Origin of the sequence: Nocardioides sp. zg-1230 (assembly GCF_013155335.1) — a bacterium.
Classification (GTDB): Bacteria; Actinomycetota; Actinomycetes; order Propionibacteriales; family Nocardioidaceae; genus Nocardioides.
In genome coordinates, this window is sequence record NZ_JABJQZ010000008.1 from 432,512 (window position 1) to 459,407 (window position 26,896).

Sequence of the window (26,896 nt, forward strand, 5' to 3'; positions counted from 1 at the left end):
CTTTCGTTGGAGGCTCGGAGGCGTCACGGGGTGGTGAGGCGCAGGCCCAGCACCCCGGGATAGAAGGCGAACAGGATGGTCACCGGCAGCACGAAGAACACGACGGGCGCCATCATCGCGATCTCCTTGCGGGCGGCGGTCTCGATGAGCAGGCGCCGGCCGGCCTCGCGCACGTCGGCGGCCTGCGCGTGCAGGACGTCGGCCAGCGGCGTGCCGCGCTCCATGGCGACCGTGATGCCGGTGGCGAACCTGGCCACGATCGGCAGGCCGGTGGAGCGGGCGAGCGACTCGAACGCCGCCCCGACCGGCTCGCCGGTGCGGATCCGGGCGAGCACCTGGGCGAGGTCATCGGACAGCGCGCCGTTGCTGCGGCGTACGACGCGGTCGAGCGCCGAGACCGGGCTCTCGCCTGCGGCGACCGACAGCGCCAGCAGCTCGGCGACGGTGGGGAACTCGACGAGGACCTGGCGCTCGCGGTCCTTCACCTGCGTGCTGAGCCGGTTGTCGCGGAGGAAGACCCCGCACACGAAGCCCAGCAGGCAGAACACGACGCCCGAGCCGACGCTCCCGACACCGCCCAGCGCCCGCAGCAGGACGACGGCGGCTGCGGCCGCGAAGCCGACCAGCCCCCAGACGACCTGCTCGATGCGGAAGTCCTGGATGGTGCGGTCGAGACCTGCGCGCTGGAGCCGGCGACGCACCGACGTGCTCCCGCCGAGCACCCGCTCGACCAGGTCGGCAGCCTGGCGCAGCAGCGGTCCGAAGATCCCCGCTGCCGCAGACGTCGGCGCGGCAGCGACGGGTCGCAGCGGAGAGGTCTCGTCCACGCGGGGCACGTCGCGCAGGTAGGGCAGGACGCGGACCGACAGCTGCGGCCGGCGCAGCACCGCGATCCGAGACCCGACGAGGAGCAGCCCGGCACCGGCCACGGCACCCAGCAGGGCACCCCACAGCGCGGTGCTCACGACAGGATCCGCTTCTCGGTCGGCAGCCGGCCGATGCGCATCATCGAGACGTAGGCGAGCACGCAGACCCCGAACCCGATGCCCAGCACGAGGACGCCGCCGGGCGAGGCGTACTGCCGGATCGCGGTGGTCTGGAACGACATCAGCAGCAGCACGATCCACGGCGCAGCGACCGCCAGGCGGGCACCGTTGACGGTCCAGGCCTGGCGCGACTCGAGCTCGGACCGGGTGCGCGCGTCGTCGCGCAGGAAGCCGGAGAGGTTGCGCAGCAGGCGGCCCAGGTCGCCGCCACCGACCTCGCGGGCGAGCCGGAGCCCCTCGATCACCCGGTCGCCGACGGGGTCGGCCAGCCGGTCCTTGAGCCGGTCCAGGCACTCACCGAACCGGCCGGTGACCTGGTAGTCCAGCGCGAACTGGGCGAAGTCGGAGCGCAGCGCCTCCGGCCCGTTGTGTCCGAGCGCGGCGACGGCGTCGGGCAGGGAGAGGCCCGCACGAACCGCGCTGGCGAGGTTGTCGACCGCCTCGGGCCACACCTCGGCGAAGTCGCGCAGCCGGCGGGCGGCTCGTTGCCGGAGGACGGCGACCGGGAGGTAGGCGGCCATGGCGGCGAAGACGAACGCCACCGGGACGGTCCGCGACACGGCCTGGACGAGCGCGAAGGCGACGGCGAAGAGCACGGCGCACAGCGACAGCACGCTTGCCGGGGTGAGGTCGGCAAGTCCGGCCCGGCCGAGGAGGCGCCCCAGCGCCGTCGAGCTCGGGGGCGTGGACCTCGGGCGTCGCGGCAGGGCGAAGGCGGACCAGATCAGCAGCAGGCCGACGCCCACGCCGAGACCGACGAGCGCGCCCATCAGCGACCGACCTCCTCGGACGCGAGCACCTCGTGGATGTCGATGCCGACCCGCTCGTAGCGCTCGACGCGCGCCGGCACTCCCCCGGTGCGCCGCAGCTCTCCGCGCTGCCGCACGAAGATCGGCTCGACCTCGATGACGTCGGCCTCCACCCGCCCCGGCACCGATACGATCTCGTTGACACGACGCACGCCGTCGGCGCCGAGAACCAGGTGCACGACGAGGTCGATGCTGGTCGCCACCGTCGGCACCACGAAGCGGGCCGAGATGTTGTCGCCCGCGAGCAGCGGCAGGGTGCACATCTTGACCAGCGCCTCGCGTGCGCTGTTGGCATGGAGGGTGCACATGCCCGGCAGGCCGGAGTTAAGGGCGAGCAGCAGGTCGAGGCACTCGGCCGCCCGGACCTCGCCGACCAGGATGCGGCTCGGGCGCATGCGGAGCGCTTCCTTCACCAGGTCGCGCAGCACGATCTCGCCGGTCTGCTCGAGGCCGGCCTGCCGGGTCTGCATCGCGACCCAGTCGGGGTGGGAAAAGCGCAATTCGAAGACCTCCTCGGCGCTCACCACCCGCTCACCCCCTGGCACCGCCGCGGCGAGGCAGTTGAGCATGGTGGTCTTGCCGGCCTGAGTGCCGCCCGCGACGAGGACGTTGAGTCCGGCCCGGACCGACGCCTCCAGGAAGCGGGCCGCCTGCGGCGTCAGGCTGCCCAGGGACACGAGGTCGGAGAGCCGGTGGGCGCGCAGCAGGAACTTGCGGATGTTGACCGCGGTGAAGCCGCGGGTGATCCCCTCGAGGACGACGTGGAGGCGGTGGCCCTCGGGAAGCATCGCGTCGACGAAGGGGGTCGAGATGTCGAGCCGGCGCCCGCTCGACTTGAGCATCCGCTCGACGAGCTCGTTGACCTGCGCGGCGTCGAGGCGCAGGTTGGTCAGCTCGTGGCGGCCGCGGCGGGCGATGAAGACCCGGCTGGGGTCGTTGATCCAGATCTCCTCGACCTCCGGGTCGTCGAGGAAGGGCTGCAGCGGGCCGAAGCCCGACACCCGGGCCACCAGCTCGCCCACCATGGCGCTGTCGTCGGCGACCGGTGCCACCGCCCCGGTGAGGCTCAGGTCGTCGTGGTCACGCACCACGTCCTCGGCGATGCGACGCACGACCGCGGCCTCGCGCTGCGGGTCGACGCCCTCGCGCCGGACCCGCTCGCGTACCTGCAGGTCGAGACGCTCGACGAGGTCGTCGACGTGCGGTCGCGTGATGCGATCAACGGCCATTGCTGCCCTGCTTCCCGAGAGGTCCTGCATGGTCACGCTACCCACGCCTGACGCCGTCAAACAGTGGTCTGGACCGACCTGTGGACGACGGCCCGCGCCGGCGAGGCACCGCTGAGGCGACACCCGCCGGACGTCCGTCGGGCGACGGGACGTTCGGCTCTGGTGACCCCGGCGGTCGGGCAGAAGGGTGGAGGTAGACGACGACTCGAGGTGGCACACGTGACCGCACTGCTGATGACCGGGTTCCCCGGCTTCCTGGGATCCGCCCTGCTCGGCCGGCTGCTGGCGCGGCGCCCGGGCACCACCGCGATCTGCCTGGTGCAGCGGCGCCACCTGGTCGCCGCCCGGGAGCGGCTGGCCGAGATCGAGGTCGACGAACCGCACGTCGAGGGCCGCATCCGGCTGGTCGTCGGGGACCTCACGGCTCCCGGCCTGGGCCTCGAACCCGACGACGCGACGCTGCTCGAGGACGTCACCGAGGTGTGGCACCTCGCCGCGGTCTACGACCTGGCGGTCGGCGAGGAGGTGGCCCACCGGGTCAACGTCGACGGCACCGACCGGGTGCTCGACCTGTGCCGCAACCTGCCCGGGCTCAGCCGCCTTCACTACGTGAGCACCTGCTACGTCAGCGGCCGCTACTACGGGGAGTTCCGCGAGGACGACCTCGACGTCGGACAGGAGTTCCGCAACCACTACGAGTCGACGAAGTTCGAGGCGGAGGTGCTGGTCCGCAAGGCCATGGCCAACGGGCTGCCGGCGACGATCTACCGGCCCGGCATCGTCGTCGGCGACTCCCGCACCGGCGAGACGCAGAAGTACGACGGCCCCTACTTCCTGGCGACGTTCCTGCGCCGCCAGCTCCCCGTCGCCGTCGTACCTGCTGTGGCCGACCCCGACGCGGTCCGCTTCTGCCTGGTGCCGCGCGACTTCGTCATCGACGCGATGGACCGGCTCTCCGTCATGGAGCAGTCGGAGGGCCGGACGTATGCCCTCACCGACCCCGCGCCGCCCACCGCCCGCGAGCTCGTCGATGCCTTCGCGCGCCGCCTGCGCAAGCGGGTGGTGTGGGTGCCGCTGCCGCTGCCGCTGGTCCGGGCCGCGGTGTCGCTGCCCCTGGCCGAGCGGCTGATGGGGCTCCCGGTCGAGGCGCTCGACTACTTCGCCTCGCCCACTACGTACGACACGAGCCGCACCACGGCCGACCTCGCGGGGACCGACGTCAGCTGCCCGCGCTTCGACGACTACGCGGACACCTTGCTCGCCTTCATGCTCGAGCACCCCGAGCACGACTCCGCGGCGATGGTGTGACATCGCCGGCCGACCACCGGACCTGGGAGGGACCGACATGACCGCCACGACACCCGTGGTCCTCGACATCAGCCTGAGCGGCCCCGAGCGCGACCACGACACGCGCGTCACGTTCCTCGGCCAGCGCTTCCGGCTCGTCCGGCGCGGCACCTCGGGAGACGTCGAAGCGGCCCGCACGCTGGTGCACGAGTGGGCACCGAGGGCACGTGCCGTCGCCGTCACCGGCATCCGTGAGGCGCAGGCGACGGGCCGGTACGCCGGGTCGGCCGAGGACGCTCGCAGGCGCATCGCCGGGCAGGCGGGGTCCCTGCCGGTCACCGAGGGCCGCCAGCTCCTCGAGGTCCTGCAGGAGTGGGCCGTGCGGCGCGTCGACACCGAGCTGCGCGGCCACCTCACCAACGCCCGGACGGTCGTCCTGGGCGGACGCAACCACGAGCGCACCACCCGCATCCTGCGCGAGCACACCGACAACATCGAGTTCGCCGACCCGCTGCTGCGCCTCGACCTGTCCCACCGGCTCCACGCCAACCCGGTCGTCGGGCTCGCGGCCGACGTGCTCGGCGAGGTCGGCGCCCTCCCGGCGCGGATGGTGCCCCACCCGCTGCGCGCCCGTCTCGTCTCGCCCGCCCGACAGGTCGCCCACGCGCTGGCGCGCCGGGCTGCGCGCGACTGCGACGTGCTGGTGGCGACGTACGACGAGCTGGCCGGGTTCGGGCTCGAGGACCTGGCCGGCAAGACGCTGCTCACCTCCGCGATCGACGAGGACCGCCTCGCCGACCTGCGCCACCGGGGCGTCGACCTGGTCGTCGACATCACCCCGCAGCCGTTCGACGTGGTCGTCGAGGCGGCCGTGCTGCAGGCGCTGATGCTGGCCTCGGTCGACGGCAGCGCGCTCACCGACGACGACCTGCTGGACATGATCGTCGGCGCCGACCTGGCGCCCCGCCTGCTCCACCCCAACGGGCCGCGCCGGAAGAGCAGGTTCGCCTTCGTGATCCACCCGCTGTCGCAGCAGTACTTCCGCAACGTCGAGCCCCTCCGGACGGTGTCCCGGGCGGCGCCGCAGCCGGTGATGGACCTGGTGGAGAAGGCGGTGGCCTACAGCCCGCCGTTCACCTACAGCCACGTCACCGGGATCACCTCCCCGACCGGCGCGGAGGCCGAGGGCTGGCTCATCACCGTGGGCGGCACGCCGCGCGAGATGATGGCCCACGACCCGGAGTTCACCTACCGCCGACTGCTGGCGGCGGCCGAGACGGCCCGCAAGCTCGGCGCCCAGATCATGGGGTTGGGCGCCTTCACCAAGGTCGTCGGCGACGCCGGGGTGACCGTGGCCCGCCAGGCCCCGCTGCCCGTCACCACCGGCAACAGCTACAGCGCCTCCGCGGCCCTGTGGGCGGCCCACGAGGCGCTGCGCCGGCTCGGCCTGGTAGAGGTCGACGAGGAGGGCACGCTCGGCGGCAACGCGATGGTCGTCGGCGCCACCGGCGCGATCGGCTCGGTCTGCGCCCGGCTGCTGGCCGTCGCCGGGGCGCGGCTGTGGCTGGTGTCCCCGGAGTCGGCGAAGCTGCTGGCCCTCAAGGCGCTGATCGAGCGCGAGCACCCCGGGGCGGAGGTCCACGTCGCGACCACCCCCGACGGGGCGCTCCCCGACATGGACCTGGTCGTCACCGCCACCTCGGGGGCCGGCAAGCGGGTCCTCGACATCACGGCCGTGAAGCCGGGCTGCGTCATCACCGACGTCGCCCGCCCGCTGGACCTCTCGGCCGAGGACGTCGCGAAGCGTCCCGACGTCCTGGTGATCGAGTCCGGGGAGATCGAGCTCCCCGGTGACGTGCGGATGCGCGACATCGGGCTGCCGGACGGCGTGGTGTACGCCTGCCTGGCCGAGACGGTGGTGCTCGCGCTCGAGGGGCGCTACGAGACCTTCACGGTCGGGCGCAACATCGAGTGGGAGAAGGTCAAGGAGATCTACCGGCTCGGCCTCAAGCACGGCATGCGGCTGGCGACCATCTCCGGGGTGAACGGCGTGATCACCGCCGACGACCTCGACCGGGTGCGCGGGCTCGCGCTCGCCGCCCGCGCCGGGAAGACCACCCGCGGCCTGGCGGGAGCGGTGTCATGAGCGACGGCACGCGAGAAGGCAGCCGGCGGACCATGAGCGGCGCCGACGCCATGTGGCTGCACGCCGACCGGCCCAACCACCTCATGGTCATCGACGGCATCATGTGGACCGCCGAGCCCCTGGACTGGGCCCGCCTCCGCCGCACGGTGCAGGAACGGTTGGTCGACGTCTACCCCGTCTTTCACCAGCGCCCCGTCGCCCCGGCACACCTGTGGGAGCTGCCGGGCTGGGAGGACGACCCCGACTTCTCGCTGTCGAACCACCTGCACCATGCCAAGCTCCGCAAGCCGGGCGGCGACGCCCAGCTCCGCGCGTTCCTCGAGAAGAAGGTCCGCCGGCCCCTCGACCGCAGCCACCCGCTGTGGGAGACGTGGCTGGTCGACGGCTACCAGGGGGGCTCGGTCGTGTTCTCGCGGCTGCACCACGCCATGGCCGACGGGATCGCGCTGGCGCAGGTGATGCTGACCCTCACCGACGCCTCCCCCGACGAGCAGGTCGCGCCCCCGGAGCCGGTGCTCGCCTCCCGTGCGGGCCGCCTCGGGTCGGTGGTCTCGTCGGGGACCGCGCTGCTGCGCGCCACCGCGAGCCTGCCGACGGCCCCGGTGACGGCCCTCAAGGGGGTCGGGGTCACCCGCAAGCTGCTGCTCGACGTGCTGCCCGATTCGCTGTTCAGCCACGAGCCCGGCGTCGACAAGCGGCTGACCTGGACCCGTCCCCAGCCCGTCGCCGACGTCAAGGCGATCGGGAGGGCAACCGGCAGCACGGTCAACGACGTGCTGATCGCCGCGCTGGCGGGTGCCCTGAACCGCTACCTGCACGCCTTCGACGAGTCGGTCGACCGGCTGACCACGATGGTCCCGGTCAACATCCGCCCGCCCGACCAGCCGCTCCCCCGCGAGCTCGGCAACAAGTTCGCCCTCGTCATGCTGCACCTGCCCACCGGCGAGATGGCTCCGCTGCAACGGCTGGAGGAGGTGCACCGGCGGATGGAGAGCATCAAGCACTCCCCGGAGGTGCTCATCACGACGGCCGTGGCCGAGGGGATCGGCCACCTGCACGCCGTCGAGAAGCCGTTCGTCGACTTCTTCGCCGGCAAGGCCGTGGGCGTCACCACCAACGTGGCCGGCCCCCGCGAGCCCCGCTACCTCGCCGGCGTCGAGGTCACGGGCATCCTCGGGTGGGTGCCCGGGTCCGGGGGCCAGACGCTGGGGGTCTGCATCTTCAGCTACGCCGGCACCGTGCGCATCGGCTTCAAGGTGGACGCCGCCACCGTCGCCCAGCCCGAACGGCTCGTCGCGCTCGTCGAGGCCGAGCTCGACTCGCTGCGGCAGCTCGTCACACCCGACCGCGCAGGATCCGCCGCCAGTAGACCTGCGGCAACGCGTAGCGGTCCACCCACCACGTCACCGCCCGTGGCCTCGACAGGTCGATGAACGGCACGGTCGGCCGCGGCCGGCCGTCACGGTCCACCTCGACCAGCATCAGCCGGTGGCGGGCCGTCGTGATCGGCATGACGGTGTAGCCGTCGTAGTGCTCGAGCGGCCGGTCGAGCCGCGCGGCCAGGATGTTGGGCGCCAGCACGGCGACCTGTTTGCGCAGGGCTCCGCCGGACGGCCGGGTGCGCAGGTCGGCGACGTCGCCGAGCGACCAGACGTCGGGGAAGCGGCGGTGCCGCATCGTCTGCGGATCGACGTCGACCAGCCCGACCGGGTGCGCGCCCGCCAGCCCGGCCTCGACCACCCACCGCGGCGCCCGGTAGTGCGGCACGACGTGGGCGAACGCGACGTCCTCGACCACCTCCTCCCCTGCCGGGGTGGCCAGCGTGACGCTGCGGCCGTCGAGCCGGGCGACCGCCGCCCCGCGGTGGACGCGGACGTCGTACGACGCCAGCGCCTCCTCGATGCGGGCGTCCGGGCCGTCGAGCCCGAGCGGCGCGGCGCCCGGGAGCACCAGGTGGACCTCGACGTCCTCGAGCACCTCGGCGCGGCGCCAGTGGTCGCAGGCCATGAAGAGCGGCTTGAGCGCCGTCGCCCCGCACGGCGCCGGCTCGGGCGGCACCGTGAACACCACCCGCCCCGACCGCAGTCCGCGCAGCGCCGGCCAGACCCGCGCGGCGGTGTCGTCGTCGAAGGTCGACCCGGCCCAGCCGGCGTCGTACGCCTCCCCCAGGCCGGGGGTGGCGTCCCAGTCCTCGTCGAGTCCGGGGCACACGACCAGCGTCGTGCAAGTGAAGCGGCGCCCGGACCCCGTGAGGACCGAGCGGCTGGCCGGGTCGACGGAGACGACCTCGTCGCGCAGCGTCGTGCACCCGTCGGGGACGACGCTGTCGGCCGGGCGGGACAGCGACGACATTGAGGCCTCGCCGCCACCGACGTAGCTGAGCAGCGGGCGGTAGCGGTGAACCTGCCGCGACTCGATGACCGCGACGTCGGGGGCGCCGTCGCACAGGAGCCGGGCGGCCAGGGAGGTGCCGGCGTTGCCGCCGCCGACGATCAGGACGTCGTGGTGCTGCGCGGTGTCGGGCACGCGCCCAACCTAGCCGCGCCCGGGTGGAGCGGGCTCAGACGCCGGTCTCGAGGCGGAAGCCGACGCCCCGGATCGCGACGACCTTCTCGCCCGCCGCGGCGGCCTCGAGCTTGCTGCGGAGGCGGCCGATGGTGACGTCGAGGGTCTTGGTGGAGCCGTACCAGTTCTGGTCCCAGACCTCGTTCATCAGGGTCTCGCGCGGCACGACCTTGTCGTGGTTGTTGGCCAGGACGGCCAGGACGTCGAACTCCTTGGCGGTCAGCGCGATCTCGCGGTCGCCGAGGTGGACGCGGCGCGAGCCGGCATCGATCCGGAGGCCCGACGAGGTGGTGACGGTCGAGTCGTCCTGGGCCGGGGTGCTGCCGCTGCGGCGCAGGAGCGCGCGCACGCGGGCGAGGAGCTCGGCGAGGCCGAACGGCTTGGCGAGGTAGTCGTCGGCGCCGACGTCGAGGCCGACGACGCGGTCGAGCTCGCCGGCGCGGGCGGTGACCATGATGATGCCGCCGAGGTAGCCCCCGGAGCGCATCTGGCGGCACACGTCGATGCCGTCCATGTCGGGCAGGCCCAGGTCGAGGATCACCACGGCCGGGCCCTCGCCGACGGCGAACGACACGGCCTCGGCGCCCTCGGACACCCGATTGACCTCGTAGCCTTCGCGCTCGAGCGTGCGCATGAGGGGGACGGCGATGTCTTCCTCGTCCTCAACCACCAGCACGTCGTGAGCCATGGCGAGAGCATAGATGCAGGTCCCGACGCTCATGGGTCGAATCCGGGCGACATGTGCGCGGCCCACCCGCACGGAGGGTGTCAGGCCTCGAAGACGTCACCCAGACGGGCCACCCGCTCCAGCACCTGGTCCATCGTCAGCTGCTCCAGCGCCAGGTCGTCCTCGGCGCCCTCCTCGACCTCGTCCCATGTCAGCGGGGCGGCGACGGTCGGTCGCTCGCGCCCGCGCAGCGAGTACGGCGAGATGGTGGTCTTGGACCCGGAGTTCTGCGACCAGTCGAGGAACACCTTGCCCGGCCGCTTGGCCTTGGTCATCACGCTCGTCACCAGGTCGGGGTGCTCCTTCATCAGCTCCTCGGCGACCTCCTTCGCCAGCGCCGTCGTGCCGTCGCTGTCCAGGCTGCCGCGCCCGTCGGGCAGGGGGGCGTAGAGGTGGAGGCCCTTGCTGCCGCTCAGGACCGGGGTGCACCCCAGGTCGCGCTCGGCCAGCGCGTCGCGCACCATCATCGCCACCTGCGCGCACTCGTGGAGCCCGGCCGGCTCGCCCGGGTCCAGGTCGATGACGAGGCGGTCGGGGTTGCGCGGGCGCCCCTTCGCGTCGACGGTCCACTGGTGCACGTGCAGCTCGAGCGCGGCGAGGTTGGCCAGCCAGGTGAGGGTCGCGAGGTCGTCGCAGATCGGGAAGCGGATCGTCCCGTCGCCCTTGCCCGACCGCGAGCCGGTGGTCGACACCTCGTGCGTCCGCACCCACGACGGCGTGCCGGCCGGTGCGTTCTTCTCGAAGAAGCTGCCCTTCTCCACGCCGTGCGGCCAGCGGATCCGCGTCACGGCGCGGTCCTTCAGGTGCGGCAGCAGGACCGGCGAGACCTGCGCGTAGTAGTTGAGGACCTCGCCCTTGGTCGTGCCGCTGCGCGGGTAGAGCACCTTGTCGAGGTTGCTGATCGTCAGGGTGCGGCCCTCGACGTCGACCTGCACCTCGCTCATCGCCCGATGCCGATCACCGGCACGCGCGCCGGGTCGAGCAGCCGCACGAGCGAGCGGATGAAGCGCCGCGGCGCCCTCACGCAGCCGGCGGTCGCGCCGCGCCCGTTGACGTGGAGGAAGATGCCGGAGCCGCGGTGACGCACCTGCTCGACGTTGAAGTCGGTGACGATCGACCACTCGTACTGCCGCGGGTAGTCGGTCAGCCGCTCCGAGGAGTCGGGGTGCGACGACGGCAGCCACCAGCGGAAGCCGCCTTCGCGCTGGTTGCGCAACCGGTTGTAGTGGTCGGAGGCGTTGTCCTGCACCCAGTGGTCCCCCTTGCGGATCCGGTGGTGCGGCAGCCGCGCGCGCGGGTCGGCGGCGTGGGTGCCGAAGGTCGAGGTCAGTCCGTAGGTGCCCAGCGGGGTCGTGCCCGATCCCTGGCGCCGGCGATCCCCGTCGACGAGCCCGCCCGCTCCGGTGCGGCCGTCGGCGGTGGTCAGCTGCCGCCGCCACCCGTCGGCGGCCAGGCGCCACAGCGAGACGCGCGCACGTACGCCGCGGGTGTGGGCGACGGTGACGACCTGCGTGGTGCCTGCGCGGAGCTCGACCCGTACGCCGTCGAGGCGCACGACGTCGGCCTGCTCCGGCACCGCTGTGGCCCGCGTCGGGGCGAGGAGCCCGACGGCCAGCAGCACTGCCACCAACCGCCTCATGCGAGGTCCTCGGGTGACAGGTCGTCGCGGACGCCCTGGAACGACGGCTGGCGCAGGCGCTCGTAGCCCAGCCCGTGGGTGTCGACGTCGACCACGACCCGCGGCTCGACCCAGAACGTGCCGGCGGCGTCGACGCGCGGCACCTCGTCGGCGAACGGGGGCTCCCCCGTCGCCAACGGCGCCAGGAGCGCGGCGAGCCGGGTGCTGGTGGCGCCGGTGATGCCGCTGCCCACGCGCCCGCGGTAGAGCAGGCCGTCGGAGGTCGGCTCGCCGACGAGCAGCGACGCCAGCCGGTCCGCCGTACCCGTCTGGGGGCGCCAGCCGCCGACGACGAACGACCCGCGGTGGCGGTGGGCGAGCTTGCGCCAGTCCTCGCTGCGCTGGTCGAAGCGGTAGCGCGAGCCGCGACGCTTGCTCACCACCCCCTCCAACCCCTGCTGCAGGGTGGCGTCGAACAGCATGGCGCCGTCGTCGTACGCCGCCGGGACCTGCCACTTCGAGTCGGCGAGCGGGAGCCCCTCCAGGAGCGCGCGCCGCTCCTCGAGCGGGCGGGCGGTCAGGTCCTCGCCGTCGAGCCGCAGCAGGTCGAACACCATGAGCGTGGCGGGCACCGACCTCACCAGGCGCGCGACCTCCCTGGCGTTGCGCACGTGCATGCGGTTCTGGAGCACGCGGAAGTCCGGGACGCCGCGCTCGTTGAGGGCGATCACCTCGCCGTCGACCATGAGGTCCCGGTCGCCGAGCGGCGGAGCGGCGACGTCGGGCCAGGCCGCGGTGACGTCGTTGTCGTTGCGGCTGGTCATGCGTACGTCGCCGTCGCGGACGTCGACGAGCACGCGCACGCCGTCCCACTTGACCTCGTGCAACCACTGCGCGCCGGTGGGCACGCGGTCGGTCTTGCTGGCGAGCATGGGGCGCACGCCTGCAGTCTGGCATCCCCGCGTCCCCCATCTGGAGGGAGACGAGTGTCTGGAGTGACGGCTATCGTCGTCGCATGCGCGCGATCTGGAAGGGTGCCGTCTCCTTCGGCCTGGTCAGTGTCCCGGTCAAGCTCTATGCCGCGACGGAGAGCCACGACGTGTCGTTCCGGCAGGTGCACGCCAAGGACGGCGGCCGCATCAAGTACCAGCGGGTCTGCTCCCTCGACGGCGAGGAAGTGGCCTACGCCGACATCGCCAAGGGCTACGAGACCGAGGACGGCGAGATGGTCATCCTCACCGACGACGACATGGCCGAGCTGCCGTCGACGTCGTCGCGCGAGATCGCGGTGGAGAAGTTCGTGCCCCGCGAGCAGATCGACCCGCTGCTCTTCGAGAAGTCCTACTACCTCGAGCCCGAGGGTGCCGGCGCCAAGCCCTACGCCCTGCTGCGCCAGGCGCTCAAGGACGCCGACCGGATGGCCGTGGTGACCGTCGCGCTGCGCCAGCGCACCACGATCGCCGTGCTGCGGGTGCGCGAGACCGAGGCCGGCGAGGTCATCGTGCTGCAGACGATGATGTGGCCCGACGAGGTGCGCGTGCCCGACTTCAAGGTCGAGGTCGACGACGCCAAGCCGCAGGAGGTCAAGATGGCGCACATGCTCGTCGAGACCCTCGCCGGCGACTTCGACGCGACCGAGTTCGAGGACGACTACGCCGGCGCCGTCGAGGCGCTCGTGAAGTCCAAGATCGAGGGCGGCGAGATCAAGCGCACCGAGACCTCGACCAAGACCTCCGGCGAGGTCGTCGACCTGCTCGCCGCGCTGCAGAAGTCCGTCGCGGCCGCCAAGACCGCCCGGGGCGAGGCCGACGACTCGTCCGACGACGCGTCCGAGGACGAGAAGCCGGCGAAGAAGACGCCCGCCAAGAAGTCGGCCGCCAAGAAGGCTCCGGCGAAGAAGACGGCCGCGAAGAAGTCTGCTGCCAAGAAGGCCACCACGAAGAAGACGGCTGCGAAGAAGCAGGCCAAGAAGGCCAGCTGAGCCTCGGCTCGCGTCCCGTCCGCCCGAGCGGTGCTGCACCCACGTTCTCGTCGGCCGGACTGTGGGCTGGCCACCGCTGCCCGGCGCGGCGGCGTACGACACGCGGGTGGGCGGTGGTCCACCCACGTTCCCGGCGTACGAAATGTGGCTTGGCCACCGCCCGGGCGGTCTCAGCAGGCCCGGGCCACCGGCGTACGACCGCTGAGCTCGCGCAACCGCGCCCCGACCTCGGCTGCGACGGCGATCGCGAGGTCGCGCGGCGACTCCCCGTCGACCTCGGGCACCACGTGGTGGACGACGCCGTCGGCGAGCAGGTCGGCAGCCCGCACCCGCTGGCGCGCGGCCATCTCGGCGGCGTGGGCGGTGTCGCCGTGCACGATCAGGCTGGCGCCCTCCGGCGGGAGTGGGGAGAGCCAGGCGTGCTCGGTGGCGATCACCGTGCGCGCGGGCAGGAACGCCAGCGCCCCTCCCCCGCAGCCCTGCCCGAGGATCACCGAGACCGTCGGCACGCCCATCGTGGTGAGGGTCGCGATGCAGCGGGCGATCTCTCCGGCGATGGCGCGCTCCTCGGCCTCGGGCGACAGCTCGGCGCCCGGGGTGTCGATGACGCTGACGAGCGGCAGTCCGAGCTCCTCGGCCAGCCGCATGCCGCGGCGGGCCTCGCGCAGGGCACCGGGTCCCATCGCGTGGCCGGGCACCTGGCGGGAGCGGTCCTGGCCGATCACGACGCACGGCTGGTCGTCGAGGCGGGTCAGGGCGACGAGGACGGTCGAGTCGCGCTCGCCCTCGTCGGTGCCGCGCAGCTGCAGCGTGCCGGCGGCGCCGTGGGCGAGCAGGTCGCGCACGCCGACCCGGTCCGTACGACGGGTGCGCGCGACGCTGTCCCACGCGGCGTGGTCGCCGACCGGACGCGCCACCCGGAGCGGGAGGCGGCCGGGGCCGGGCCCGTCGACGAGGACGGCGAGGGCGCTGTCGACCATCGCCGGGAGGTCCTCGGCGGCGACCACACCGTCGATCACGCCGGCGGCCGCCAGGTTCTCCGCGACCTGGACGCCCGGTCGGAACGGCCGCCCGTTGAGCCCCTCGTAGACCTTGGGGCCGAGGAAGCCCACCAGCGCCCCGGGCTCGGCGACCGTCACGTGGCCGAGCGAGCCCCACGAGGCGTACACGCCGCCGGTGGTCGGGTGGCGCAGGTGGACGAGGTAGGGCAGCCCGGCGGCCCGGTGGTCCATCAGCGCTCGGGAGATCTCGACCATCCGCACGAAGGCGGGGGTGCCCTCCTGCATCCGGGTGCCGCCCGACGCGGTGCTGGCGAGCAGGGGCAGGCCCTCCTCGGTGGCACGGCGTACGGCGGCGGTGATCCGGTCCGCGGCGGCGCGGCCGATCGAGCCGGCGAGGAAGCGGAACTCGTTGACCACGACCGCGACCGGCCGACCGCGGACCTCGCCCCGGCCGGTCAGCACGGACTCGTCGGTGCCGGCCTTGGCGGCGGCGGCCACGAGCTCGGCGCGGTAGTCCGCGTCGGCGTAGGACAGGTCGATGGGCTCGTCCCACGAGGTGAAGGTGCCCTCGTCGAGCACGAGGTCGAGCAGCTCGGGGGCCGTCCAGCGCTTCGCCGTGCTCTGCGTCATGGGGTCCCCGCGGCGTTGTTCGGGGGAGCGCAGCGGAGGAGAAGAACGTCGTGGGGTGTATTCATGCCCCGCCTCCGCCGACCCAGGCGCGGATCTCGTCGGCGTGCTGGTCGAGCAGCGGCGGCGCGACGTGGTCGCGGCGGGTGACCTCGGCGCCCTCGGCGTCGAAGAACCGCAGCGGCGGGCCGGGGAGGGTGATCCCGCCCAGCGTCGGGTGCTCGACGTCGACCAGCAGGCCCTGGCTGGCGACCTGGTCCCACTCGTAGACCTCGTCGAGGGTGCGCACCTTGCCGGCCGGGATCCCGATCTCGGCGAGGCGTGCGAGCAGGGGCTCGGCGTCCCAGTCGGCGAAGGCCTGCTCGACCACCGCGATGACCTCCTCGCGGCGGGCGACGCGCTCGCCGTTGGTGGCCAGGCCCTCGGCGTCGGGGTCGAGACCGAAGCCCGCGCAGAACTTCTTCCACAGGCCCTCGCTGCCCAGGGCGATCTGCACGGCGCCGTCGCGGCAGTGGAACAGCCCGTAGGGCGCGATCGAGGGGTGGTGGTTGCCCTGCGCGCGGCCGACCTCGCCGGCCACCGTCCACCGGGTGCCCTGGAACGCGTGGACGCCGACGACCGATGCCAGCAGCGACGTCCGCACGACCGTGCCCTTGCCGGTGCGCTCCCGCTCGTGGAGCGCGGCGAGCACGCCGTAGGCGCCGTACATCCCCGAGAGCAGGTCCGCGATGGGTACGCCGACCCGCTGCGGGTCGTCGGGTCCGGAGCCCGTCAGCGACATCAGACCCGCCTCGCCCTGGGCGATCTGGTCGTAGCCGGCGCGGCCACCCTCGGGCCCGTCGTGGCCGAAGCCGGTGATGGACAGCACGACGAGGCGGGGGTTGCGCCGCATCAGCTCCTCGATGCCGAGGCCGAGGCGCTCGAGGACTCCGGTGCGGAAGTTCTCGACGAGCACGTCGGCGCGCTCGACGAGGCCGACCAGGACGTCCTTGTCGGCCTCGTTCTTCAGGTCGAGGGCGATGGACTCCTTGTTGCGGTTCGTGCACAGGAAGTACGTCGACTGGCGGGCGTCGGGCTCGCCGACGAACGGCGGTCCCCAGCCGCGGGTGTCGTCGCCGCTGCCGGGCGCCTCCACCTTGATGACGCGGGCACCGAGGTCGCCCAGCATCTGCGTGGCGTGGGGGCCCGCGAGCGCGCGGGTGAGGTCGACGACGAGGAGGTCGGAGAGCGGTCCGGTCATTGTGCTGTTCACCATCCGGGGAGGACGAGGGCGGCCCAGACGAGCAGCGGCCCGACCAGGGTGACGATGACTCCGTAGCTGAGGATCTGCTTGTAGTAGACGGGCTCGCTGATGGAGTCGGGCTTGTTGGCGAGCATGAGCGCGCCGTTGGTGGAGAAGGGGCTGACGTCGACGATGGTCGACGACACTGCGAGGGCGGCGACGAAGAGCGCCGCGTTGATGCCGCCGTCCTCGATGAGCGGCACGCCGATCGGGATGATGACCGGGAGCAGCGCGGTGGAGGAGGCGAAGGCCGACACCACGCCGCCGACGTAGCAGAGGACGAGCGCGCCCAGCGCCACCGCACCGAGGCCCGCGGCCCAGTTCCCGACGAACTCCGGCGAGCCTGCGGTCGTGAGGATGGTGGCGTAGGTGCTGACACCGGCGACCAGGAGCACCGTGGGCCAGGCGATCTGCTTGATCGCGTCCTTGTGCTCGTCGGCGTTGAGCATCGCCAGCAGCACGGCCGCGGTGATCGCGACGAAGCCGATGTTCTTGTCGAAGACGAGGGCCACGAGGGCCACACCGACGAAGGCGAGGAGCGTCAGCACCTGGTCGCGGCGTACGCCGTGGGCCTGGGTACCGGTCGGTGTCGTCGTGCCGTAGCCCCGGGCGGGCACCGTGGCGCCGCCGCGGTGCAGGTCCTCGTCGAGCGTGTCGGGCTCGTCGGCGTCGATCCGCATCGCCATCAGCTTGCGGCCTCCGAGGACCACGAAGAGGATCGCCGCCATGATGGTGTTGACCACCAGGCTGGCGAGGAAGACGGTGATCTCGCTGGAGGGCAGGCCTGCGTCCCGCATCACGGTGTTGGTGATGACGCCGTAGATGCTGATCGGCGAGAAGCCGCCGGCCTGGGCGCCGTGGACCACGAACATGCCCATCATCAGCGGGCTGATGCCGTAGCGGCCGGCGAAGCCGAGGGCGATGGGGCCGATGATCGCGCAGGCCGCAGGGCTGACCGCGCCGATGCCCGTCAGGACGGCGGTGACGGCGAACATCACCCACGGGATGAGCGCCACGCGACCGCCGACTCCCTTCACGGCGGTGCGCACGATCAGGTCGACCGTGCCGTTGTTGCGGGCGATGGCGAACAGGTACGTGACGCCGATCAGCGTCAGGATCAGATCACCGCTGACGCCGGCGATGATCTCCTTCTCGTCCAGGTCGAGGGCGTACATTCCCACGAACCACGCGGCCACGTAGGCCAGCGCTCCCATGTTGATCGGCAGCACGGTGCCGATCACGAACAGCGCGACGAGCGCGATGATCGCAATCCATTCCGGACCCATGTCGGTTGCCTTTCCCGAGTCGAGAGCCGGCACGGCGAGGTCGCGGGGGTGGTCCTCGTCACAGTGCTGGCTCAGTGGCCTAGCCAATAGGACAATGAGCCGATCGTCAATAGGGTGGTGCCATGTCCGAGTCGTCCTCCTTCCCGCCGCGGCTGCTCCGTACTCGTCTGTACGAGCAGGTGGCCGGGCAGATCTCGACGTGGATCGACGACAACGGCCTGCGGGCCGGCGACAAGCTCCCGCCCGAGCGCGAGCTCGCACAGCGCCTCGGTGTCAGCCGCGCCACGCTCAGCCAGGCGCTGGTCGCGCTCGAGGTCGTCGGGGTGGTCGAGGTGCGCCACGGTGACGGCACCGTCGTCACCGCCCGCCACCAGAAGACGAGCCGCATCGTCGAGGCGATCCGCAGCCACGCCGACCGCCTGCCCGAGATCATCGAGACCCGCGACGCGCTGGAGACGAAGATCGCCTCGCTCGCCGCCGCACGCCGCACCGACGACGACCTCGCCCGCATCGACGACGCCCTCGCCTCCATGGCCGCCGACATCGAGGCCGGGGGCCGCGGCGTGGAGGGCGACGAGCGCTTCCACGGTGCCGTCACCGCCGCGTCGCACTCCCTCCTGCTCGCCCGGCTGATGGACGAGATCGGCGACCTGATCAAGGAGACCCGGCTGGAGTCGCTCGGCCAGCCCGGCCGACCGCAGGACTCCCTGGCCGGGCACCGCGCCATCGCCGAGGCGATCCGCGCCGGCGACCCCGCGGCCGCGGCCGAGGCGATGCACGCCCACGTCGCGATGGTCAGCGACGTCGCCCTCATCCGCGAGGCGCAGTGACCGCAGCCGAGGCGCTCCTGGTGCTCGCCACCGGGTTCGGTGCCGGCGTGCTCTCCTCCACGGTCGGCGTCGCCTCGCTGCTGAGCTTCCCCGTGCTCGTCGCGCTCGGCCTGCCGCCGGTCGTGGCCAACGTGTCCAACACCCTCGGCCTGATCCCCGGCGGCCTGGGCGGGGTCCTGGGCTACCGTCGCGAGGTCCGCCAGGCGGGCCCGATCGCCCGGACGATCGTCATCGTCTGCGCCCTCGGCGCGATGCTCGGGGCAGCGCTCCTGCTCGGTCTCCCGCCGGGCGTCTTCGAGGCGATCGTCCCCTACCTGATCCTCTTCACGTGCCTGCTCGTGGGCGTGCAGCCCCGCATCGCGGCGTGGCTGCGCGCGCGCCACGAGTCGCGGCACGGCGTCGCCCTCGCCGAGCGCCGGCGCATGTCCCCCGCCACGACGGTCTTCGCGACGATCACGGGCGTCTACGGCGGCTACTTCGGGGCGGGCGCGGGCGTGATGATGGTGGCCGTCCTCGGCATCGGCACCGACCTCGAGCTGCGCATCGTCAACGGCCTCAAGACACTGTCGCTGATGGTCGGCAACGTCGTCGCCGGCCTGATCTTCATCGTCGTGGCCGACCCGCGCTGGGACGTCGTTGTGCTGCTCGCGGCCGGGTCGCTGGTGGGTGGCTACGTCGGTGCCCGCATCGGTCGCAAGCTCCCGGACGCGGTCTTCCGCTGGGCGGTCGTGGCGGCCGGCGTGGTGGCGGCGCTCCTGCTGTTCTGAGCCGCGCGTACGTCGGTCAGGACAGCAGGCTCCGCACCACCCGGAGCCCGACGGAGAGACGAGCCAGCTCGGCGGTCTCCTCGCGGCAGATCTCCTCGAGCGTCCCCGACGCGCGGCCGACGAGGTCCTCGTTGGAGTCCTCCCACTCCGCCACGCGGGCCGGCGCGGAGTCGGTCGCGTCGGTCGACTCGAGCACCTGGGCGGTCAGCTGCTGGTGGACGCCGTAGAGGTCGTCGCGCACCGCGGCCCGGGCCATCGTCTGCCAGCGGTCGTCGCGGGGCAGGGCGAAGATCCGCTCCACGAGCGCCGGCAGCCCCAGCCGCTCTCCGAGGGCGAAGTGGACACGGGCCACCTCGACCGGGTCGAGGCCCAGCCGGTCGGCGGTCTCCACGATGCCCAGCAGGGCGTAGGCGGAGGCCAGGACCGCGACGCGGGAGGCGAGGTCGTCGGGGACGCCCTGGTCGGTGAGGCGCTTCTCCCGAGCGCGGTAGTCGTCGAGCTCGCGGCCGCTCATGATGCGGGGCAGCTCGGCCATGACGGTCTGCACCGGGCCGCGGAAGAACGTGACCGTGGCGCTCGAGTCGAGCGGGGGCCTCCGGTTGGTGACCAGCCAGCGCGACGCACGCTCGACGAGCGTGCGCATCTCGATCCGCATGCGGGTCTGGCGCTCGGCCGGCACCTGGTTGTCGAGGGCGGCGATCTCCTGGCGCAGCGGCAGCGAGCCGAAGATCTCGCGGGCGACGAAGTTGGCCCGGGTCAGGTCGGCGGCGCTGGCCCCGGTCTCGCCCTGCAGGCGCGGCCAGAACGTCATGCCGGCGCCGTTGACGAGGTCGTTGACCACCTGCGTCACGATGATCTCGCGACGCAGCGGGTGGTCCTCGATGGCCGCCTCGAGGTCGGGCTTCATGCGGCTCGGGAAGTAGGCGAGCAGGTCCTCGCGGAGGTAAGGGTCGTCGGGCAGGTCGGAGTCGACGAGCTCCTCGGCCAGGACGATCTTGGTCCACGCCAGCAGCACCGACAGCTCGGGGGCCGACAGCGCCTGCTTGCGGTCGAGGCGTCGCCGGACCTGGCGGGTGCTGGGCAGTCCCTCGAGCTCGCGGTTGAGCACGCCGCGCTTCTCCAGCGCGCGCATCCAGTCCTCGTGCACGTGCAGCAGCGACGGGGCGTGGGCCTGGGCGTTGGCGAGGGCGAGGTTCTGCTCGTAGTTGTCGTGCAGGACGAGCTGGCCGACCTCCTCGGTCATCTCCGCCAGCAGCTCGTTGCGGGCGTCCTCGTCCATCGCCCCGGACCGGACGACGCGGTCGAGGAGGATCTTGATGTTGACCTCGTGGTCGGAGGTGTCGACGCCCGCGGAGTTGTCGATGAAGTCGGTGTTGATCCGGCCCCCGTCGCCGCTCGCACCGAACCGGGCGTACTCCACGCGACCGAGCTGGGTGAAGCCGAGGTTTCCGCCCTCGCCCACGCACCGGGCCCGCAGGTCCTCGCCGTTGACGCGGATCGCGTCGTTGGCCTTGTCGCCGGCGTCAGCGTCGGTCTCCTCAGACGACTTCACGTAGGTGCCGATGCCGCCGTTCCACAGCAGGTCGACCGGCGCGAGCAGGATCGCCTTCATCAGCTCCGCCGGGGTCATCGCGGTGGTGCCGGCGGGGATGCCGAGGGCTTCGCGAGCCTGCGACGAGATGGGGATGGACTTGGCCGAGCGCGGCCACACGCCACCGCCCTCGGAGATGAGGGAGGCGTCGTAGTCCTTCCAGCTCGAGCGCGGCAGCTCGAACAACCTGAGCCGCTCGGCGTACGACGACGCGGCGTCGGGCGCCGGGTCGATGAAGATGTCGCGGTGGTCGAAGGCCGCCACCAGGCGGGTGTGCTCGGAGCACAGCAGGCCGTTGCCGAAGACGTCGCCGGACATGTCGCCGATGCCGACCGCGGTGAAGTCCTCGGCCTGGCAGTCGACGCCCATCTCGCGGAAGTGCCGCTGCACCGAGACCCACGCACCCTTGGCGGTGATTCCCATCGCCTTGTGGTCGTAGCCGACCGACCCACCGGAGGCGAACGCGTCACCGAGCCAGAAGCCGTAGTCCTTGGCCACGCCGTTGGCGATGTCGGAGAACGTCGCGGTTCCCTTGTCGGCGGCCACGACGAGGTAGGAGTCGTCGCCGTCGTGGCGGACGACCTCGCGCGCCGGCACCGTGACGCCGTCGACGAGGTTGTCGGTGATGTCGAGGAGGCCGGAGATGAAGGTCTTGTAGCAGGCCACGCCCTCGGCCAGCCACGCGTCGCGGTCGGAGGAGTCGGGGAGCTGCTTGCAGAAGAACGCGCCCTTCGCGCCGACCGGCACGATCACGGTGTTCTTGACCATCTGCGCCTTCACCAGGCCCAGCACCTCGGTGCGGAAGTCGTCGCGTCGGTCCGACCAGCGCAGGCCGCCGCGCGCGACGGCGCCGAAGCGCAGGTGGGAGCCCTCGACGCGCGGGCTGTAGACGAAGATCTCGAAGCGCGGCCGCGGCTCGGGCAGGTCGGGGATGGCCGACGGCTCGAGCTTGAACGAGATGTAGGGGTGCACCTCCCCGCCGGTCGAGCGCTGGAAGAAGTTGGTGCGCAGGGTCGCCCGGACCAGCGTGCGGTAGGAGCGCAGGATGCGGTCGTGGTCGAGGCTGACCACGTCGTCGAGGGCCTTGGCGAGCCGCTCCTCGACCGCCTCCACCTTGGCCACCCTTGCCTCGGCGTCGTGCTCCAGCGACCGGTCGTCACGTCCGGGGTCGAAGCGCGACTCGAAGAGCTCCACGAGCAGCCGGGTGATGTCGACGTTGCTGCGCAACGCCTCCTGGATGTAGTCGAGGGCGAAGGGTGAGTTGCCCTGCTTGAGGTACTTGGCGTACGCCCGCAGCACCGTCGCCTGCCGCCAGGTCAGACCGGCGGCGAGCACGAGCTGGTTGAAGCCGTCGATCTCGTTGAAGCCGTCCCAGACGGCGCGGAGCGCCTCGGCGAACAGCGTGCGCTCCTGGGGCGAGAGCGTGCGCCCGTGCCGCAGGCCGAACTCGTAGATGTAGGAGGGACGCGCGAGACCGCTGAGCTCGTAGGGGCGCTCGTCGACGACCTCCACGCCCATCGACGTCAGCATGGGCAGCATCGCGCTCAGCGACAGCGGCTCGCCGACGCGGAACACCTTGAGCCGCGACTCGCCGCGGCGGTAGGTGCCGCGCTGCTCGTCCTGGTCGAACAGGGCGAGGTCGATGCCCTCCTCGCCCTGGATCGCCTCGATGCGACCGAGGTCGGCCGACCCGCGCTGGGGCTGGTAGTCCTCCTTGTACGCCTCGGGGAACGCGTGCGCCCAGGCCCGCGCCAGTCGCGACCCCTCGTCGACGCCGTACTCGGACACGACGGCCGACACGAAGTCGTCGCGCCAGGACCGCGACGCCTCCATCAGCCGGCGCTCGAGGTCGGGGACGTCGATCTCGGGGACCTGGCCGCCCTTCGGCGGGTGGACCACGAAGTGCACCCGCGCCGTGGTCGACTCGTTGACCCGTGCCGTGAACTCGACGTGCTCGCCGCCGAGCTGGTCGCGCAGGATCTCGGAGAACCGCTCGCGCACCGCAGTGCTGTAGCGGTCACGCGGGAGGTAGACGAGGACCGACACGTAGCGGCCATAGGTGTCGCGGCGCACGAAGGCCCGCAGCTGGCGACGCTCACGGGCGCTCATCACGTCCTGCGCGACGGGCGCCAGCTCGTCGGGAGACGTGTGGAACAGCTCGTCGCGCGGGTAGTTCTCCAGGGTGTCCATCAGCGCCTTGCCGGCGTGGCTGCGCGGGTCGAAGCCCGCGTGACGCATCACCTCGGTGACCTTCTCGCGCAGCACCGGGATGCGGGTGACCGACTCGGTGTAGGCGGCGCTGGAGAACAGGCCGAGGAAGCGACGCTCCCCCACGACCTCCCCGTCAGGGCCGAACGTCTTGACGCCGACGTAGTCGAGGTAGGCCGGGCGGTGCACGGTGGCGCGCGAGTTGGCCTTGGCCAGCACCAGCAGCTTCTTCTCCCGCGCCTTGGCCTTCGCGATCGGCGGCAGCTTGGCGAAGGAGGCTGACAGGTCCTGGTCGTGGCGCAGGATGCCGAGGCCCGAGCCGGGGACCGCACGCAGGCCGCACTCGTCGGGGTCGTCCTTCTCCGCCTCGAGCTGGTACTCCCGGTAGCCGAGGAACGTGAAGTGGTCGTCGGCCAGCCAGGTGAGGAACTCCCGTCCCTGGCGCAGCTCCTCGGCCGACAGGGGCGGCGGGTCCTGATCGAGCTGCTCGACCACGGCGAGTGCCTGGGCGTGCATCTTCTCCCAGTCCTCGACCGACTCGCGTACGTCGCGCAGCACCCGCTGGAGGCCCTCGGTGATCTCGGCCGCCTCGTCGTCGTCGGTGCGGTCGATCTCGACGTGCATCCACGACTCCGCGCCCTCCTGGGTGGCGGGCCGGGTCTCGGCCTGCACGGCGGCCCGGCCACCGCCCGTGGCCTCGTGGGCGTTCACGTGCTGGAGCTCGCCGGTGATGTCGCGCTCGACGGTGAGCTGGGGGTGGAAGACCGCGTGCACGTTGTGCCCGAGGCGGTTGAGCTCCATCGTCACCGAGTCGACGAGGAACGGCATGTCGTCGGTGACCACCTCGACGACCGAGCGGCCCGACGCCGACCAGCCGGCGTCGGCGATCGTGGGGGTCACCACGCGCACCGCGGCGGTGCCCTGGGGGCGGGAGGAGGCGAGCTCGCGGTGCGAGGCCACCGCTCCCAGCAAGTCCTCCGGCGACCGCTCGGCCACCTCGTCGGGGGCGACGTGGCGGTAGTAGTCGCGCACCAGGTCGCCCCACTCCGGACGTGCCGCCGTCGCCGCGTCGAGCTGCTGGTCCTTGGTCTCCTCAGGCATCGCCACGATCCGACCCTAGAACCCGAGTGTGACGGCCACAACACGGGGGTGCGAGCTCCCTCTGGGCCATGATGAGCGCCATGAAGAAGCTCATGAAGACGCTGACCTACGACGCCTCCACCGACGCCGTCGGGGCCATGCTCGACGACCCGGCGTTCCGCGAGGAGGTGCTGCGCCGGCAGCGCGTCGTACGCGGCTCGGCGGACGTGGACGGCGAGGTGGTGCGCATCGAGCAGGTGCGCTCGGCCGGCGACGTCCCGTCGTTCGCGCGCTCCTTCGTGGGCGAGGAGATCGTGATCGTCCAGATCGAGACGTGGAGCTCCGCGACCACGGCCGACGTCGCGATAGCGATCCCCGGCAAGCCCGCCGAGGCGTCCGGGACAATCGCCCTCACCGAGTCGGCAGGTCTGACGACGCAGACGGTCGACCTGGCGGTGAGCGTCCGGATCCCGCTGGTCGGCGGCAAGGTCGAGACGATGATCGTCGAGCTGATGGGTCACGCCCTCGACGTCGAGCACCGCGTCGGCGTGGACTGGCTCGCTTCTCGATGACCTCCCTGCTCACCGAGTCGTACGACGCGCTGGCCGCGGTCGTGTCCCGGCTGCGCGACGACGAGGCCTGGGCCTCCACCGGGTGCGTGGGTTGGACCGTGCGAGACCTCGTTTGGCACCTGCACGCCGATGCGGTGCGCGGACTGGTGGCCGTCCCCACCCCGGCGGGACGTGCGGCCGACTGCAACGAGATCGCCTACTGGCGGTCCTGGGGCAGCGGCCGCGTGGCCGACCTCGCCAGCACGCTGGCGGTGGAGGCGACACTCGACCACACCGACCTGGTCGCCCGCATCGATGCGTCGGGCCCACGGCCTCGGGTCTGGACGACCTCGTGGGGCTGGCCATCCCTGTCTTCAGCTGAGCGTCTTCAGCTGGCCGTCAGCTGAGCGGCTCGCGCCGTTCCGGATCGACGACGGGTGAGGTGGCGTCCGAGGACACGTGGTCCTCGTCGGGCACCGCCGAGTCGTCCTCCTCGCGCCGGCGACGCCAGATCACCACGCCGAGCACCACGAACGGGCCGAAGGCGAGCAGCAGCGTCAGCGCCTGCTCGAAGGGGTGCAGCGCGCCCATGTGGAGGGGGATCACGGTGTCGACGGGTCAGCCCTGGTGGGGGTAGCGGTGGTCCGTCGGAGGCACGAAGGTCTCCTTGATCGAGCGGGGCGAGGTCCAGCGCAGCAGGTTGACCGCGGCGCCCGCCTTGTCGTTGGTGCCCGACGCGCGCCCACCGCCGAAGGGCTGCTGGCCGACGACGGCGCCAGTGGGCTTGTCGTTGATGTAGAAGTTGCCGGCCGCGAAGCGCAGCGTCTTGCGCGCCCACGCGATCGCCGCGCGGTCCTGCGCGATGATCGCGCCGGTGAGGGCATAGGGCGCGAACGACTCCATCTGCGCGACGACCTGCTCGAAGCGGGCGTCGTCGTAGACGTGGACCGCGAGGATCGGGCCGAAGTACTCGTCGGAGAACATCTGGTCGGTCGGGTCGGTCGACTCGACGATGGTCGGCCGGACGAAGTAGCCGACGGAGTCGTCGACCTGGCCGCCGGCGAGGACCGTCAGGTGCTTCTGGCGCTTGGCGCGCGCGATCGCGGCCTTGTGCTTGGCGAACGCGCGGTCGTCGATGACGGCGCCCATGAAGTTGGTGAAGTCGGTGACGTCACCCATCGCCAGCGCCTCGGTGTCGGCGATCAGCTGGTCCTTGATCTTCGCCCACACCGAGCGCGGGACGTAGGCCCGCGAGGCGGCCGAGCACTTCTGACCCTGGAACTCGAAGGCACCGCGGATCATCGCGACCCGCAGCACGTCGGGGTCGGCCGACGGGTGGGCGACGATGAAGTCCTTGCCGCCGGTCTCGCCGACGATGCGCGGGTAGGAGCGGTAGCCCGAGATGTTCTCGCCGACCGTGCGCCACAGGTGCTGGAAGGTCGGGGTCGAGCCGGTGAAGTGAATGCCGGCGAGGTCGCGGTGCGCGAGCGCGACCTTGGAGACGTCGAGACCGTCACCGGGGAGCATGTTGATGACGCCGGGCGGCATGCCGGCCTCCTCGAGCAGCTCCATCGTCAGCGACGCGGCGTGCTGCTGCGTCGGCGACGGCTTCCACACGACCGTGTTGCCCATCAGCGCCGGAGCGGTCGGCAGGTTGCCGGCGATCGCGGTGAAGTTGAACGGCGTGATCGCGTAGACGAAGCCTTCGAGCGGGCGGTGGTCGGTGCGGTTCCAGATGCCGGGGCTGTTGGCGATCGGCTGGTCGGTGAGGATCTGCTTGGCGTAGTGGACGTTGAAGCGCCAGAAGTCGATCAGCTCGCAGGCGGCGTCGATCTCGGCCTGGAACGCCGTCTTGGACTGGCCGAGCATGGTCGCGGCGTTGAGGCGCTGGCGCCAGGGCCCGGCCAGCAGGTCGGCGGCCTTCAGGATGATCGCGCACTTCTCGTCGAAGGGCATCGCGCGCCAGTCGGGCGCCGCGGCGTTGGCCGCCTTGATCGCGGCCTCGGCGTCCTTGGTCGTCGCGTTCTTCAAGGTGCCCAGGACGTGACCGTGGTCGTGGGGCTGGACGACCTTGATCTCCGCGCCGCCACCGTTGCGCCGCTTGCCGCCGATCACCGCCCTGTAGGAGTGCTGCTTCTTCTCCTGCACGGCCAGCTCGGTGATGAGCGCCTCGCGCTCCGGGCTACCCGGGGCGTAGGTGAGGTTCGGCTCGTTGGTCGGTGCCGGCGGGAAGGTGATCGCGTCCATGCTGCTGATCGTGTCAGA

The 26,896-nt window shown here is 72.1% G+C and carries 22 protein-coding genes; 8 read left to right on the forward strand and 14 right to left on the reverse strand.

All coding sequences use genetic code 11. The features are described 5' to 3' along the window. Nucleotides 1-23: 23 nt before the first annotated feature. The 3 genes from HOO61_RS21440 to HOO61_RS21450 are packed head-to-tail and all read right to left on the reverse strand — an operon-like array spanning nt 24 to nt 3,084. The gene (locus HOO61_RS21440) at nt 24-965 is read right to left on the reverse strand and encodes a type II secretion system F family protein (protein ID WP_172261687.1); all 942 of its coding nucleotides are present in this window, start codon (nt 963-965) and stop codon (nt 24-26) included. Further along, nucleotides 962-1,816 (reverse strand): type II secretion system F family protein, encoded by an 855-nt coding sequence (locus tag HOO61_RS21445; protein WP_172261689.1) that lies wholly within the window; start codon nt 1,814-1,816, stop codon nt 962-964. Before HOO61_RS21445 ends, HOO61_RS21440 begins: the two co-directional genes overlap by 4 nt. After that, entirely contained in the window at nt 1,816-3,084 is a 1,269-nt protein-coding gene (locus HOO61_RS21450) for a CpaF family protein (RefSeq protein ID WP_172261691.1), read from the reverse strand. The genes HOO61_RS21445 and HOO61_RS21450 overlap by 1 nt, the downstream gene beginning before the upstream one ends. Nucleotides 3,085-3,303: 219 nt before the next feature. Here HOO61_RS21450 and HOO61_RS21455 point away from each other — a divergent pair, with 219 nt between their 5' ends. From HOO61_RS21455 to HOO61_RS21465, 3 genes are read left to right on the forward strand one after another with little or no spacing between them, the layout of a single operon-like run. Continuing rightward, nucleotides 3,304-4,392: an SDR family oxidoreductase gene (locus tag HOO61_RS21455; RefSeq protein WP_367650271.1), complete on the forward strand. Its 1,089-nt coding sequence runs from the start codon at nt 3,304-3,306 to the stop codon at nt 4,390-4,392. Nucleotides 4,393-4,429: 37 nt separating this feature from the next. After that, nucleotides 4,430-6,517, forward strand: a complete 2,088-nt coding sequence (locus HOO61_RS21460) for a dehydrogenase (RefSeq protein WP_172261693.1) — start codon at nt 4,430-4,432, stop codon at nt 6,515-6,517. Further along, the gene (locus HOO61_RS21465) at nt 6,514-7,950 is read left to right on the forward strand and encodes a wax ester/triacylglycerol synthase family O-acyltransferase (RefSeq protein ID WP_172261695.1); all 1,437 of its coding nucleotides are present in this window, start codon (nt 6,514-6,516) and stop codon (nt 7,948-7,950) included. Before HOO61_RS21460 ends, HOO61_RS21465 begins: the two co-directional genes overlap by 4 nt. Here HOO61_RS21465 and HOO61_RS21470 read toward each other — a convergent pair. From HOO61_RS21470 to ligD (HOO61_RS21490), 5 genes are all read right to left on the reverse strand, one after another. Beyond that, nucleotides 7,853-9,043: an FAD/NAD(P)-binding oxidoreductase gene (locus HOO61_RS21470; protein ID WP_172261697.1), complete on the reverse strand. Its 1,191-nt coding sequence runs from the start codon at nt 9,041-9,043 to the stop codon at nt 7,853-7,855. The genes HOO61_RS21465 and HOO61_RS21470 overlap by 98 nt on opposite strands. Before the next feature lie 34 nt (nt 9,044-9,077). Continuing rightward, complete coding sequence (locus HOO61_RS21475; RefSeq protein ID WP_172261699.1) at nt 9,078-9,770, reverse strand: response regulator transcription factor; 693 nt, start codon at nt 9,768-9,770, stop codon at nt 9,078-9,080. An 80-nt stretch (nt 9,771-9,850) separates the two neighbouring features. Next, nucleotides 9,851-10,753 carry a non-homologous end-joining DNA ligase gene (gene ligD / locus HOO61_RS21480; protein WP_172261701.1) on the reverse strand — a complete coding sequence of 301 codons (903 nt, stop codon included), beginning with the start codon at nt 10,751-10,753 and terminating at the stop codon, nt 9,851-9,853. Next, nucleotides 10,750-11,448: a L,D-transpeptidase family protein gene (locus tag HOO61_RS21485; protein WP_172261703.1), complete on the reverse strand. Its 699-nt coding sequence runs from the start codon at nt 11,446-11,448 to the stop codon at nt 10,750-10,752. The genes ligD (HOO61_RS21480) and HOO61_RS21485 overlap by 4 nt, the downstream gene beginning before the upstream one ends. Then, nucleotides 11,445-12,359, reverse strand: a complete 915-nt coding sequence (gene ligD / locus HOO61_RS21490) for a non-homologous end-joining DNA ligase (RefSeq protein WP_172262076.1) — start codon at nt 12,357-12,359, stop codon at nt 11,445-11,447. Before ligD (HOO61_RS21490) ends, HOO61_RS21485 begins: the two co-directional genes overlap by 4 nt. A gap of 83 nt (nt 12,360-12,442) precedes the next feature. Here ligD (HOO61_RS21490) and HOO61_RS21495 point away from each other — a divergent pair, with 83 nt between their 5' ends. Continuing rightward, nucleotides 12,443-13,408, forward strand: a complete 966-nt coding sequence (locus tag HOO61_RS21495) for a Ku protein (RefSeq protein WP_172261705.1) — start codon at nt 12,443-12,445, stop codon at nt 13,406-13,408. Nucleotides 13,409-13,578: 170 nt separating this feature from the next. Here the strand turns inward: HOO61_RS21495 and HOO61_RS21500 are convergent, their stop codons facing one another. From HOO61_RS21500 to HOO61_RS21510, 3 genes are all read right to left on the reverse strand, one after another. Continuing rightward, nucleotides 13,579-15,039 carry a carboxyl transferase domain-containing protein gene (locus tag HOO61_RS21500; RefSeq protein WP_172261707.1) on the reverse strand — a complete coding sequence of 487 codons (1,461 nt, stop codon included), beginning with the start codon at nt 15,037-15,039 and terminating at the stop codon, nt 13,579-13,581. Between the two features lie 61 nt (nt 15,040-15,100). After that, nucleotides 15,101-16,276, reverse strand: a complete 1,176-nt coding sequence (locus HOO61_RS21505) for a CaiB/BaiF CoA-transferase family protein (RefSeq protein ID WP_172262077.1) — start codon at nt 16,274-16,276, stop codon at nt 15,101-15,103. Between the two features lie 8 nt (nt 16,277-16,284). After that, nucleotides 16,285-17,604: an SLC13 family permease gene (locus tag HOO61_RS21510; RefSeq protein WP_172261709.1), complete on the reverse strand. Its 1,320-nt coding sequence runs from the start codon at nt 17,602-17,604 to the stop codon at nt 16,285-16,287. 122 nt (nt 17,605-17,726) lie between these two features. On the opposite strand from HOO61_RS21510, the gene HOO61_RS21515 reads away from it, so the two are divergent. After that, on the forward strand, nt 17,727-18,434 hold the full coding sequence (locus HOO61_RS21515; protein ID WP_172261711.1) for a FadR/GntR family transcriptional regulator: 708 nt from the start codon (nt 17,727-17,729) through the stop codon (nt 18,432-18,434). Further along, complete coding sequence (locus HOO61_RS21520; protein ID WP_172261713.1) at nt 18,431-19,201, forward strand: sulfite exporter TauE/SafE family protein; 771 nt, start codon at nt 18,431-18,433, stop codon at nt 19,199-19,201. The genes HOO61_RS21515 and HOO61_RS21520 overlap by 4 nt, the downstream gene beginning before the upstream one ends. Before the next feature lie 16 nt (nt 19,202-19,217). On the opposite strand, the gene HOO61_RS21525 is transcribed toward HOO61_RS21520, so the two are convergent. Next, nucleotides 19,218-24,101 carry an NAD-glutamate dehydrogenase gene (locus HOO61_RS21525; RefSeq protein WP_172262079.1) on the reverse strand — a complete coding sequence of 1,628 codons (4,884 nt, stop codon included), beginning with the start codon at nt 24,099-24,101 and terminating at the stop codon, nt 19,218-19,220. Nucleotides 24,102-24,181: 80 nt separating this feature from the next. Between HOO61_RS21525 and HOO61_RS21530 the strand changes: the two genes are divergently transcribed. Beyond that, nucleotides 24,182-24,652, forward strand: coding sequence for a DUF2505 domain-containing protein (locus HOO61_RS21530; RefSeq protein ID WP_172261715.1), 471 nt, complete (start codon nt 24,182-24,184; stop codon nt 24,650-24,652). Then, nucleotides 24,649-25,038, forward strand: coding sequence for a maleylpyruvate isomerase N-terminal domain-containing protein (locus HOO61_RS21535; RefSeq protein ID WP_172261717.1), 390 nt, complete (start codon nt 24,649-24,651; stop codon nt 25,036-25,038). The genes HOO61_RS21530 and HOO61_RS21535 overlap by 4 nt, the downstream gene beginning before the upstream one ends. Here HOO61_RS21535 and HOO61_RS21540 read toward each other — a convergent pair. Both HOO61_RS21540 and pruA read right to left on the reverse strand, forming a co-directional pair. After that, nucleotides 25,031-25,237, reverse strand: coding sequence for a hypothetical protein (locus HOO61_RS21540; protein WP_172261719.1), 207 nt, complete (start codon nt 25,235-25,237; stop codon nt 25,031-25,033). The two genes, HOO61_RS21535 and HOO61_RS21540, sit on opposite strands and share 8 nt — an antisense overlap. A 12-nt stretch (nt 25,238-25,249) precedes the next feature. After that, a complete protein-coding gene (gene pruA, locus HOO61_RS21545; protein ID WP_172261721.1) occupies nt 25,250-26,878 on the reverse strand; it encodes an L-glutamate gamma-semialdehyde dehydrogenase in 1,629 nt (542 codons plus the stop codon). Nucleotides 26,879-26,896: the final 18 nt, after the last annotated feature.